General features: G+C 74.0%; 10 protein-coding genes. 7 read left to right on the top strand and 3 right to left on the bottom strand.

The genetic code is table 11. From position 1 onward, the window contains the following. Window positions 1–160: 160 nt before the first annotated feature. The 5 genes from IF99_RS0107610 to IF99_RS0107590 all read left to right on the top strand — a co-directional run bounded on the left by IF99_RS0107610 (window position 161) and on the right by IF99_RS0107590 (window position 5,441). The gene (locus IF99_RS0107610) at window positions 161–1,096 is read left to right on the top strand and encodes a cellulose-binding protein (protein WP_008745581.1); all 936 of its coding nucleotides are present in this window, start codon (window positions 161–163) and stop codon (window positions 1,094–1,096) included. Window positions 1,097–1,432: 336 nt separating this feature from the next. Next, window positions 1,433–2,437 (top strand): ABC transporter ATP-binding protein, encoded by a 1,005-nt coding sequence (locus IF99_RS0107605; protein WP_030995579.1) that lies wholly within the window; start codon window positions 1,433–1,435, stop codon window positions 2,435–2,437. A 3-nt stretch (window positions 2,438–2,440) separates the two neighbouring features. After that, window positions 2,441–3,211, top strand: a complete 771-nt coding sequence (locus IF99_RS0107600; RefSeq protein WP_030995578.1) for an ABC transporter permease — start codon at window positions 2,441–2,443, stop codon at window positions 3,209–3,211. Window positions 3,212–3,393: 182 nt separating this feature from the next. Continuing rightward, a complete protein-coding gene (locus IF99_RS0107595) occupies window positions 3,394–4,491 on the top strand; it encodes an ABC transporter ATP-binding protein (protein WP_030995577.1) in 1,098 nt (365 codons plus the stop codon). Beyond that, on the top strand, window positions 4,488–5,441 hold the full coding sequence (locus IF99_RS0107590) for an ABC transporter permease (protein ID WP_030995576.1): 954 nt from the start codon (window positions 4,488–4,490) through the stop codon (window positions 5,439–5,441). Before IF99_RS0107595 ends, IF99_RS0107590 begins: the two co-directional genes overlap by 4 nt. A gap of 118 nt (window positions 5,442–5,559) precedes the next feature. On the opposite strand, the gene IF99_RS0107585 is transcribed toward IF99_RS0107590, so the two are convergent. Beyond that, window positions 5,560–5,889: a hypothetical protein gene (locus IF99_RS0107585; protein ID WP_030995575.1), complete on the bottom strand. Its 330-nt coding sequence runs from the start codon at window positions 5,887–5,889 to the stop codon at window positions 5,560–5,562. Between the two features lie 388 nt (window positions 5,890–6,277). Between IF99_RS0107585 and IF99_RS0107580 the strand changes: the two genes are divergently transcribed. After that, entirely contained in the window at window positions 6,278–7,309 is a 1,032-nt protein-coding gene (locus tag IF99_RS0107580) for an LLM class flavin-dependent oxidoreductase (RefSeq protein WP_030995574.1), read from the top strand. Window positions 7,310–7,491: 182 nt separating this feature from the next. Here the strand turns inward: IF99_RS0107580 and IF99_RS0107575 are convergent, their stop codons facing one another. Beyond that, entirely contained in the window at window positions 7,492–7,884 is a 393-nt protein-coding gene (locus tag IF99_RS0107575; protein WP_030995573.1) for an SCO5389 family protein, read from the bottom strand. Window positions 7,885–8,096: 212 nt separating this feature from the next. Here IF99_RS0107575 and nucS point away from each other — a divergent pair, with 212 nt between their 5' ends. After that, entirely contained in the window at window positions 8,097–8,768 is a 672-nt protein-coding gene (nucS, locus tag IF99_RS0107570) for an endonuclease NucS (protein ID WP_030995572.1), read from the top strand. 363 nt (window positions 8,769–9,131) lie between these two features. Here nucS and IF99_RS0107560 read toward each other — a convergent pair whose 3' ends face one another. Next, the gene (locus IF99_RS0107560; RefSeq protein WP_030995571.1) at window positions 9,132–12,128 is read right to left on the bottom strand and encodes an ATP-binding protein; all 2,997 of its coding nucleotides are present in this window, start codon (window positions 12,126–12,128) and stop codon (window positions 9,132–9,134) included. Window positions 12,129–12,331: the final 203 nt, after the last annotated feature.

Here is a 12,331-nt window from a genome sequence, read left to right as displayed (position 1 = left end):
ATGGGGACACCGTGTTGACGGTGGATCGGAAGATTACGGTCCACGCACGCACAAAAGGGGTGGCATTCTCCAGATCAAACGGGCATTTGCTCGATGACACGCCGCCCCGACCCCTAGGATTCCCCCTATCACCTCACCGGTCTCTTTCGACAGGAACCCCATGAGCGACACTTCCCCCTACGGCTTCGAGCTTGTGCGGCGTGGGTACGACCGCGCTCAGGTGGACGAACGCATCTCGAAGCTCGTCTCCGACCGTGACAGCGCGCTGAACCGCATCACCGCCCTGGAGAAGCGGATCGAGGAGCTGCACCTCGAAACGCAGAACGCCCAGGCGCAGGTGAGTGACGCGGAGCCTTCGTACGCGGGCCTCGGTGCCCGCGTCGAGAAGATCCTGCGGCTCGCCGAGGAAGAGGCGAAGGACCTGCGCGAGGAGGCCCGCCGGGCCGCCGAGCAGCACCGGGAGCTCGCCGAGTCCGCGGCGCAGCAGGTGCGCAACGACGCCGAGTCCTACGCCTCCGAGCGCAAGGCGAAGGCCGAGGACGAAGGCGTCCGGATCGTCGAGAAGGCCAAGGGCGAGGCCGGCAACCTGCGTGCCGAGGCGCAGAAGGACGCGCAGTCGAAGCGCGAGGAGGCGGACGCCCTCTTCGAGGAGACCCGCGCCAAGGCCGCGCAGGCCGCCGCCGACTTCGAGACGAATCTCGCCAAGCGCCGCGAGCAGTCCGAGCGCGACCTCGCCTCGCGTCAGGCGAAGGCCGAGAAGCGTCTCGCGGAGATCGAGCACCGCGCCGAGCAGCTCCGCCTGGAGGCCGAGAAGCTCCGCACGGACGCCGAGCGCCGCTCGCGCCAGACGATCGAGACGGCGCAGCGCCAGGCCGAGGACATCGTCGCGGACGCCAACGCGAAGGCCGACCGCATCCGCAGCGAGTCCGAGCGCGAGCTCGCGGCCCTCACCAACCGCCGCGACTCGATCAACGCGCAGCTCACCAACGTGCGCGAGATGCTCGCGACGCTCACCGGTGCGGCCGTCGCCGCGGCGGGCGCGCCCGCCGAGGACGAGACCGTCACGCGGGGCGTCCCGGCGCAGCAGTCCCGCTGACGCGACGCCACCTCGCACGGGGGTGAACGACCGGAGAACCGGGCGGAGGCCGAATGCCTCCGCCCGGTTTCCGTGTGCGGTGCCGCGATGTCCGTGCGCGGGTGCTGCGATGTCGGCGTGCCGGTGCTCCGGTCCGCGTGCGCCGGTGCCGCCACATCCGTGTGCCGGTGCCGCGGTCTCCGTGCGCTGGTGCTCGGTTCCGCGTCCGCCGGTGCCGCCACATCCCTCCGCCGCCGCGCCCCCTGAGGCCCGTCCTCCGGTTTCCGTTACGGACCCGAGTCCGCGCCGCGCCCTCTCCACCGCGTGTTCGCGCGGGGACTTCGCTAGCGTGGACACATGATCGAGGTTTCAGCGCTGACGAAACGCTACGGCGACAAACTCGCCGTGGACGACCTGTCCTTCACCGTGCGCCCGGGCGTGGTGACCGGCTTCCTGGGCCCCAACGGCTCGGGCAAGTCGACCACCATGCGCATGATGCTCGGTCTGGACAAGCCGACACGGGGCCGTGTGCTCATCGACGGCAAGCCGTACGCGGCGCTCGACGAACCGCTCACGCAGGTCGGCGCGCTCCTCGACGCGAAGGCGATGCACGGCGGGCGCAGCGCCCGCAACCACCTGCTGTGCCTGGCCCAGTCGAACGGCATCCCGGCCGGGCGCGTGGACGAGGTCCTGGACATCGTGGGCCTGACGGCGGTCGCGAAGAAGCGCGCGAAGGGCTTCTCGCTCGGCATGGGGCAGCGCCTCGGCATCGCGGGCGCGCTCCTCGGCGACCCGCGCATCCTCATGTTCGACGAGCCGGTGAACGGCCTCGACCCCGAGGGCATCCACTGGATCAGGAACCTGATGCGCTCGCTCGCCCACCAGGGCCGTACCGTCTTCGTCTCCTCGCACCTCATGAGCGAGATGGCGCTGACGGCCGAACACCTCGTCGTCATCGGCCGCGGCAAGCTCCTCGCCGACACCTCGATGGCCGATTTCATCCGGGACAACTCCCGGACGTACGTCCGCCTCCGCTCCCCCGAGCGCGAACGCCTCCTCGACGTGCTGCGCCAGGAGGGCATCCGGGTGACCGAGGGGACGGACGGGACGCTGGAGGCGGACCACGCCGACCCGGCGCGCCTCGGTGAGCTGGCCCACCGGCACGACCTCGTCCTGCACGAGCTGAGCCCGCAGTCGGCCTCTCTGGAGGACGCGTTCATGCAGCTCACGGCCCAGACGGTCGAGTACCACGCACACACCGGAGCGGGCCCCGCCACGGTCCCGCCCGGCGCCGAGCCGCCGCCCCCGCCCCCGGCGGGCGGACAGGGCTGGGGCGAGAACCGGGACCGGAAGGGCAACTGAGCGATGGCCGTGCCACAAGTACTCCGCTCGGAGTGGACGAAGATCCGCTCCGTCGCCTCGACCGTGTGGACCCTCGGTCTGGCGTTCGTCGTCACCTTCGGCCTCGGCGTGCTCATCAGCGTCGTGTCGAACAACGACTTCAGCTCCATGAGCCGCGAGGAGCGGCTCACCTTCGATCCCACCTACGTGAGCTTCGCCGGGATGGGCCTCGGTCAGCTCGCGATGATCGTCTTCGGTGTGCTCGTCGTCTCCAACGAGTACTCGACGGGGATGATCCGCACCTCGCTCGCGGCGGTGCCGCGCCGGGGCGTCTTCTTCTTCTCGAAGGTCGCCGTCGCGACGGTGCTCGCCTTCCTCGTCGGGCTGATCACGGCCTTCGTCTCGTTCTTCGTCGGACAGCTGATCCTCGGCGACCACGGGGCCTCGATCGGCGACCACGGCGTGCTGCGCGCGGTCTTCGGCGCCGCGCTCTACATGACGCTCATCGCGATGTTCTCGATGGGGGTCGCGGCGATGCTGCGCAGCCCGCTGCTCTCGCTCGGCATCCTCATGCCGTTCTTCTTCATCATCTCCAGCATCCTCGGCAACGTGAACGCGACGAAGAAGGTCGGCCAGTACCTCCCCGACCAGGCGGGCACGAAGATCATGCAGGTCGTCCCGCCGCTGCACGACAACACCCCCTACGGGCCCTGGGGCGGGCTCCTCATCATGGTGGCGTGGGTCGCCGCGGCCCTGCTCGTCGGGTACGCGCTGCTGCGCCACCGGGACGCCTGAGCGGAGCGGTGCGGCGGGGGTGCCGGGTGGCGCCCCCGCCGTTCTTCTTTGCCCGCTCTTGGCGGGAACCACCGATGGCCCGATAGCCTCCTCACCCATGCGGGGGCGGGCGCCCCCGCCCCCGGGCATGAGCTGGCACCAGCGGGCGGGGCCGACAAGGACGGGCGAGGACGGGTGCGCGGATGATCGAGGCGAACGGCCTCAGCAAGTGGTACGGCGCGAAGAAGGCCGTGGACGGTCTCAGCTTCACCGTGCGGCCCGGGGTCGTCACGGGCTTCCTCGGGCCGAACGGCTCGGGCAAGTCCACGACGATGCGGCTCATCCTCGGTCTGGAGGAGCCCTCGGCGGGCAACGTCACGATCGGCGGCGTCCCCTTCCGGCAGCTCGCCAACGCGCCCCGCGAGGTCGGCGCGCTGCTCGACGCGAAGGCGTTGCACCGGGGCCGCACCGCACGCAACCACCTCCTCTCGCTCGCCCAGCTCTCCGGCATCCCGGCCCGCAGGGTCGACGAGGTGCTCGGCGTCGTGGGCCTCCAGGACGTCGCCACGCACCGGGCGGGGGGCTTCTCGCTCGGCATGGGGCAGCGCCTCGGCATCGCCGCCGCGCTCCTCGGCGACCCCCGCGTCCTCCTCTTCGACGAGCCGGTCAACGGCCTCGACCCGGAGGGCATCGCGTGGGTGCGACGCCTCATGCGCGCGCTCGCCGCCGAGGGCCGTACCGTCTTCGTCTCCTCGCACCTCATGAGCGAGATGGCGCTCACGGCGGACCACCTCGTCGTCATCGGCCGCGGCCGGCTCCTCGCCGACATGAGCGTGCGCGACTTCATCGCGCGCAACGCCACGGACTTCGCCCGGGTACGGGTGCCGGACGACGCCGGGGGCGACGCGGAGCGGCTCGCGGGCCTGCTGCGCGAGGCGGGCGGGCAGGTCCTGCCCGAGCCGGACGGGGCGCTGCGCGTCACGGGGCTCGCGCTCCCGGCGATCAGCGACCTCGCGCACGAGGCGCGGGTACGGCTGTGGGAGCTGTCGCCCCACCACGCCTCGCTGGAGGAGGCGTACATGCGGCTGACGCAGTCCGAGGTGGACCACCGCTCGACGGCGGACTCGCTCGAAGGCTTCCAGGAGCCCGACCCGTTCGGCGAGCGGCCCCCGGAGCCCGTCGTCCCGGGCGCGGGCCAGCCCGGCTGGTACGCACCGCACACCCCGTATCCCCGTACGGCGGACACCCGGACCGCCGCCGCCGTGACGGGCGCCGCCCCGGAGCACGAGGAAGCCCGATGAGCACCCCGCAGCCGCAGCCCACCGCCGCCGCCATCCCCACCACGCCCGCGCCGCCCGGACCGACCGGGACCTCCGCGCCGTCCGGGGCCTCCGCGCCGTCCGGAGCGCCCACGCCGCCCGGAGCGCCCGCGCCGCCCGCCGCGTACGACGCGCACCGCGGTCCTGGCGGCTTCCCCACCCCGTACGAGTCGCCCATCCCGATCGTGGACGCGCACCTCGGGCACGCCCTGCGCGCCGAGTGGACGAAGATCCGCACCGTGCGCTCGACGCTGTGGACGCTCGGTGTCTTCGTGCTGCTCGTCGTCGGCATCGGGCTCGCCTTCGCCGTCGTCCTCGGCGACGACGTGCGCCGCGGTGACCGCGTGACCCTCTTCGCCTTCCCCGGTCTGCTGCTCGGCACGGTGTGCCTGCTGACCCTCGGCGTCCTCGTCATCTCCTCCGAGTACGGGACCGGGCTCATCCGCCCGACACTGACCGCCGCGCCGCAGCGGCACCGGGTGCTCGCCGCGAAGTTCCTCGTCTTCGCGGCGATCGGCTTCGTCACCGTGCTCGTCTCGACGGGCATCGTCTCCGCCGCGGGTGCGGCCTTCGTCCCGGACGGCGCGGACCTGCACTGGGGGAGCTCCGTACTCCTCGCGAGCCTGTACGTCTCGCTGCTGGGGATGCTCGCGCTCGCCGCCGGAACGATGCTGCGCCACTCGGCGGGAGCGATCGCGGCGATGCTGGGCGTCTACTTCCTGCCGACGATCCTCCCCCTCTTCCTCCTCGGCGTCGAGGCGACGAAGGACATCGGGCAGAAGATCCTGGAGTACAGCGCGCCGAACGCCCTCTCGCTCCTGCTCATCTCCCACCAGGAGGGCGACGGACTCCCCCAGCTCGGCCTCCTCGCCGTCCTCACGGCGGTGGTCGTCGGCTGCGCCTTCGCGGTGCTGCACCGGCGGGACGTGTAGCGGGGGCCCGGGTTCGCCGGACGGTCCCCGCAGAGCGGGCGGTCGCGGCTGCGCGGGTTCGCCCGGGGGGCGGTAACGGGTTCCCGCCGGGGGATACGGTCGCGGGGAGCCCCGGCGCTCAGTACCGGGGAGCGTTCCGCGCGCGCTGCACGCGCGTCGCCCGGCGGTCGCGGGCGTTCCAGCACGCCTTGTGCCAGTGCCGGCGCTCGTCCACGCCCGAGTACTCGGGCCAGGCGACGACGTGCGCGACGCCCGAGGGGATCTCCTGGTCGCAGCCGGGGCAGCGGTACGTCTTGCCTGCGGCGCTCGCGCCCGCGACGTGCCGGACCGACCACTCCTCCCCCTGCCAGGTCTCGGTCCTGTGCAGCCCGTAGCGGTTGACCGGGTCCTCGTCGGCCCGCTGGCCGGAGCCGGGGGCTCCCTTGGGGCGGTTGCGGCGGGGGGACACTGGAACACCTCTCAGGCTGCGGCCGGACGGGAATACCGTCCAGCGTACGCGCGCGCCCGCGAGGGCACCGCGCGCCGGGGGCGCACGCCGGGACCGGCCGACGCCCCCAGGCCACGTCCCGCGGCGCGCGCCGCCGCCACCCCGCGCGCCACCCGCGTCCGTACCGCCCCGCGCGCGACGCGCGCCCCCACCGCCCCGCGCACCCGCCGCTCCGCGCCCCACCACCCGCCTGCCTGGCGCTTCTCGCCGAGACAAGCGGGCCCCGATCCCGGCGCTTCCCGGACGATCCGCCAATCCTCCCGGCAAGCCGTGCCCTTGGCACGTGTCAGCCGTTGTTGCCGTCAGCGGGCGTTCCAGCCCGGTGGCACGGAGGAGGCGTCAACGGCTCATGCGGATAGGGAGTTTCGTCCTGGCGGGGCAGTACCCGGGCCAGGGCCACGGAGAGGCGCTGCACCGCGCGGTGCGCTCGGCCGAGGTGGCGGAGGAGGCCGGCTTCGAGTCGGTCTGGCTCGCGGAGCACCACTTCGTGCCGTACGGCATCTGCCCCTCGGCGGTCACGCTCGCCGCGCTGCTGCTCGGCCGCACCCGGCGGCTGCGCGTGGGGACGGCGGTGAGTGTGCTGCCGACCGCGCATCCGGTCGCCCTCGGCGAGCAGGCGGCGCTCCTGCACCTCGCGGCCGAGGGGCGGTTCTCGCTCGGGGTCGGGCGGGGCGGGCCCTGGGTGGACCTGGAGGTCTTCGGCTCCGGGCTCGACGCCTTCGAACGGCACTTCCCCGAATCCCTCGACCTGCTGCTGCGCTGGCTGCGCGAGGGCCGGGTCGGCGCGAGCGGCGAGCGCTACGCCTTCCGCGAGGTGAGCGTCGTGCCACGTCCCGCGCAGGCACTGCTGCCCGGACAGCCCGGCCCCGAGGTCGTCGTCGCGTGCACCTCCCCCGGCACCGTACGGCTCGCCGCGCGGCGCGGTCTCCCGATGCTGCTCGGGATGCACGCGCGGGACGAGGAGAAGGCGTCGATGGTCGAGTTGTGGCGCACCGAGGCGCGCGCGGCCGGGCTCGCGCCGGAGCGGATCGCCGCCGCCGCGCACATCAGCGCCGGGGTGCTCCAGCTCGCGGACCGCGACGCCGAGGCCCGCGACACGCTCGTCAAGGCGATGCCGGAGTGGTTCCGCGAGGGGCTCGGCGCCCACGTCACGGTGGACGGCAGGCAGCGGCGGATGCGGGACCCGGTCGCGTACACCGAGTTCCTGTGCGGCATCCACCCGGTCGGCACCCCCGAGACGGCCGCGCGGCGGCTCGCGGCGACGGCGGAGCGCACCGGGATCACGCGGTTCGCGCTGCTCGCCGAGGGCTCCGGCGACCTCGCGACGACGGAGGCGAACCTGCGGCGGGCGGGGGCGGAGCTGCTGCCGTTGCTGGGCTGAGCGGGAGCCGCGGCCGTCGCTGGACGGGGCGGAGTGGCCCGAGCGGCACGCGGGCTCCAGGTGGCGTAGGAGGCGTGCTCCACGTGGCCTGAAAACAGACGGACGCGAGGCGACGGACTGATGAGTTCCGGCTACGCCGGGGGACGGAGCGTCCCCCGGCGCGGCGGGAGAGCCGTGCGGGGTCAGCAGTCGCGCAGCTCCGGGGACTGGTTGAGGAGCTGGGCGCGGACGGAGGTGAAGCGCGTGAGCCGTCCGTCCACGGCGGGGTCGAGGGGGAAGACCGCGACCCGGTGGCAGTTCTGAAAGGCGAGGCGGACACCGAAGTGACGCTGGAGCGCGCCCCTGATGGCGTCGCTGGCGAGTGCGCGCAGGAGCTGCCCGCGCTCCTTCTCGCTGGGCGGCGGCGTCTGGTTGTCGGCGAAGTCCCCTCCGTCCACCTTCAGCTGAGCCACCAGGGAGCTGATCATCTCCCAGGCGTAGGGCAGCGATGTCCGGACGCAGTCGACGAACTCGGCCTCGTCCACCTCGCCTCGCTCGGCCTGTGCCAACAGTGCCGGTGAGACGTCGAGCGACATGGGTACTCCTCTCGCACCCCCGAGCGGCGGGGGTCCACGGACAGGGCGGGAGGCCCGGACACGCAGCGTGCTCGTGTCGCGACCTCCTGCCAACACGTTATGCACGGCTTCGGGGGCACACCAGGAGCGCGCGCACACAACCGGCCACCGCGGGAGCCGTGCTTTCGGGGCGGATCGCGAGCACGGGTCCCGGTCGGATAGCGTTGCCGACCATGCGCCTTGTCATCGCCCGTTGCTCCGTGGACTACGCGGGGCGGCTCACCGCCCACCTCCCCCTCGCGCCCCGGCTGATCCTCGTGAAGGCGGACGGCAGCGTCTCGATCCACGCGGACGACCGGGCGTACAAGCCCCTGAACTGGATGTCCCCGCCGTGCACCCTCAAGGAGGGCGAGGCCGAGGGCATCCCGGTGTGGACGGTGATCAACAAGGGCGGCGAGAAGCTCGTGATCACGATGGAGGAGGTCCTGCACGACTCCTCGCACGAGCTGGGCGTCGACCCGGGACTCATCAAGGACGGCGTCGAGGCGCACCTCCAGGAACTCCTCGCCGACCGCCTCGACACCCTCGGCGAGGGCTACACGCTCATCCGCCGCGAGTACATGACGGCGATCGGCCCCGTCGACATCCTGTGCCGGGACGGCGAGGGCCGCACGGTGGCGATCGAACTGAAGCGCCAGGGCGGCATCGACGGCGTCGAACAGCTCACGCGCTATCTCGAACTCCTCAACCGCGACCCCCACTTGGCCCCGGTGCGCGGCATCTTCGCCGCCCAGGAGATCAAGCCGCAGGCCCGCGTCCTCGCGACGGACCGCGGCATCGAGTGCGCGATCCTCGACTACAACGCCCTGCGCGGCATCGAGGACGACAAGCTGCGCCTGTTCTGAGACGCCGACGCGCGGAACCGGGGCCCTCGGCATCCCGGGACTCCCCCACCCGGAGCCCTTGGCATATGCCGTACGACTGTGTGGGTTCGGCTCAATCCCGCGCCTGTCCGGGCCCGTTACCAGGGGGAACCCGGCACCCGCTCACACGCCGCGCATCCCTGGACGCTCACCGTGTGTGGCGGTCCTCCGCCGGCACGGCGACGTAAGCGGCTTCGATCAAGGACAGCCGGGCGCGCGGCGGTTCGGTCCGCACGGGGAGGGCGCCCGCCCCGGTCGCGGCTCCCCGGCGGTCCTGGTGCAGGGCGCCCGGGGGGGCATGACCGTCCTGCGGCGCCCGCTCCACCCGTCGAACTCGTGCGCCGGTTACGCGACGTCGGTGCCCTCGGGGCTTTCCGGGGTGTCCGTCGGGACGCTCGGGACCGGGCCGCTCGCGGAGGTGCTCGTCTCGGGCTCGGAGGGGTCGGTCTCGCCCGGGTCGGTGGGCTCCGTGGGGTCGGTCGGGTCTTCGGTGGGCTCGTCGGAGTCGCTCGGGGACGGGGAGCCGGTGGCGGAGTGGCCCGGGTCCGTCGGCGACTTCGTGCTGTCGCTCGGCTTCGAGTCGCCGGGCTTGCGCGAACCGCTCGGCTGCGAACCCGGCTCCGACTGCTTGTCGTCGTCGGACGCCGAGGCCGAGGAGCCCGGCGACTCGCTCGCCCCGGAGGAGGGAGTCGGGTCGTCGGCGGTGCCGAGGACTCCGTCCTCGCCCGGGTCGGACGCTGAGGGCGTGGGATTCGGCTGGCCCCTGGTGGAACCGCTCTCGTCCGGCGGGGTGTCGGCGCCGAGCCCGTCGCCGTCGTCGTCGGTGCTCGCGGAGTGCTCGGTGGTGACGCGGCCGGCGGGGGCGTCGTCCTTGTCGGAGAGCGTGCCGAGGGTGACGACCGTGCCGAGCACGGCGACGAGAAGCGCCCCGGCGCCCGCCGCGACGAGGTTGCGGCGGCTCCCCACGAGGGCCGAGCGCCGCATGCCGCCCTTCGGCTCGCTCGCGTGCGGCTCCGGTGCCTGGCGCGGGAAGACCTCGGTGGCCGCCCGCGGGTCGGAGAAGGGGTCCGGCGCGCTGTGGAAGGCGGCGGGAAGCTGGGCGACGACCGCCGTCGTCGCCGTGTCGGGCGTCCTCGGTACGAGATCGGGGTCCGCCTCGTCGACCGCCGGGCGTTGCGGCAGTCCCGCGCGGTCGTCGGCGAGAGCGAGGGTGCGGCGGCCCGCGAGGGTGCCGCGCCGGTCGGAGAGCGCGCCGCGCAGCCCGATCGCCGACTCCAATTCGGCGCGGGCCGCCTCGGGCCGGTCCTCGCACAGCGCGAGGACGCCGAGTTCGTGGTGGAAGTACGCCTCGTCGGCGACCCGCCCCGCGCGCCGCGCCGCGTCCTGCCCGTACCGCAGGACGCGGTCCCAGGCGCCCCAGCGCAGCGCGGCGGCGAAGGCGGGCGCGACGGCGCGGGCGAGGAGCACGGCGGCGCCCGGGTCGTCCTCGCCGTCCTCACCCTCGATGGGCGGAAGCGGCTCGGCGACGCAGGCGGCGAGCGCGGCGAGCACCGCCTCCGCCTCGGCGGCGACGCGCTCGGGGGTCACGGAGGGGTGAGCGGCCCACCAGGCGTAGTGCCGCGCGACGGCGTCGGCGCGCGCGGGGGCGTCCTCGGCGTACCCGGCGGCCTCCAGCTGGACGAGCACGCCCGTGGCGAGGCGGTGACCGCTGCCGGCCGGGGTGACGAGCACCGTCGCGGTGAGGTCGGCGAGGGCGGCGTCGGCGTGGGTGTCGCCGGTGAGCGCGGGCAGGTGCGCGGGGTGCGGGAGTTCGCCGCCGAGCGCGACCGCGTGCCGCAGGGTCTCGCGGGCGGCCTCGCTCAGGCGGGAGGCGAGAGCGGCGGCGGGCGCCGCGCCGTCCGCGAGCGTCGGCAGCGGGATCTCTCCCTCGGGGGCCGGCCGGGCGGAGTCGGTCTGCGTGTCGGCGAAGTACGCGAAGCCCTCGTCGCCGTCCTCCTCGGTCTGCGCGACGAGCCGGTCGCGCTGCTGGAGCAGGGCCCCGGCCTGGACGAAGCGCAGCGGAAGGCCCTCGGACTCGAACCACAGGTCGCCGGCCCAGTTGGCCTCCTCCTCGGTGAGCGCGCGGCCCACGGCACGCTCCAGGAGGGCGACGCCGCCGGAGCGCGTGACACCGGAGAGGGCCACCTCCTCCAGGCGGGCCTCGGCGGAGGGGGCGGGGGTGTCGGGCGTGGTGGCGACGAGGAAGGCGCACTCGGGGGTCGCGTCGAGGATCTCGTCGAGCGCGGCGGCGCCGAACTCCAGGTCGTCCACGATCACGACGGCGCCGATCTCGGCGAGCAGTTCGCGCAGGAGCGCGGGGCCCGGACGGTGGCGGGTCAGGTCGTAGACCTCGGTGGCGAGGTCGCCGAGGAGGTCGGCGGGGGTACGGCCGCGGCCGCTGAGCAGCACCACGCCGTCCGGGGCCAGCCCGGCGCAGGCGTCGACGAGCTCGGCGAGCAGCGCGCTCTTGCCGCTGCCGCCGGGCCCGGTGAGCCGTACCGAACGGCCGCGGGTGAGCAGCCCCGCGATCCGCTCCCGCACCTCCGTGCGCTCCAGGAGCCGGCCGGGCCCGTCCGTGGGCCCGCTGGGCAGCGGCGGGCGGGCCGCGCGGGAGCGCTCGGCGCGGACGGCCGGGCCGCGCTTGGTGGGGCGGTCCGGCAACTCGCCGGGCGGGCAGAGAGTGACCTCGGAGCCGTCGACCGGGTTGACGGTGAGCAGCAGGTCGTCGGCGACGATGCGGGTGATCCGGGCGGGGCCGGTGGGCGTCAGCCCGAAGTCGCCGAGCGGGTCGCGCGCGGGACGGGGACGCCGGCGCAGGGCCGTGGCCATCTCCCGTCCGGGCTCGGGGGCGATGGGCTCAGGGAGGGGCGGCGACGGCTCGGGCTCCGGCGCGGGCTCGGGGCGCGGGGCCGGGGCGGAACCGAAGAAGGAGGGCGCCGAGGTCTCCTCGGGCGCGGAGCCGAAGACCGACTCGCGCTTCGCCGGGCCGGCGTTCCTCGGCGCCGAGGTGCGTCCCGGTTCGCGCTTGGGCAGCCCGCTGGGCAGGACGACGGGGGCCCCGTCGCCGGGTATGGAGCTCTCGGCCGTCTTGGCGGCACGGCGCTCGCCGAAGGGGGCGAGCAGGTCGGCGATTCCGTCCTCGTCGGAGCCGGAGTCGGCGCCCGGGTCGGCCTCGGAGCCGGAGTCGGCCTCGCGTACCCCGAAGGCGTCGAAGGGCGTGCCGCCACCGGCGTCGGCGGCGGCCTCCACGGCCTCGACGGCCTCCGCGGCAGTCGCCGGAAGCTCAGGCTCGCGCTTGTCCATTGGTCCTGTGCCTCCCAAGAAGCGTCTGTACCGTCGGTCAGCGAAGGCACCCTAAAACCTCAGGCCAGTATTCCCGAAGGCGCCCCCGTGAACAGCGCCGGGCACATCACGGTCTCGTGAGGATTCCAAGATCCCCCCACGCAAGCCCGCCCCTGTCTCTTATACACATCTCCGAGCCCACGAGACTAAGGCGAATCTCGTAT

It is taken from the genome of Streptomyces sp. NRRL F-5630, assembly GCF_000719475.1.
Classification (GTDB): Bacteria; Actinomycetota; Actinomycetes; order Streptomycetales; family Streptomycetaceae; genus Streptomyces.
This window is presented reverse-complemented; position numbering and strand designations above follow the sequence as displayed.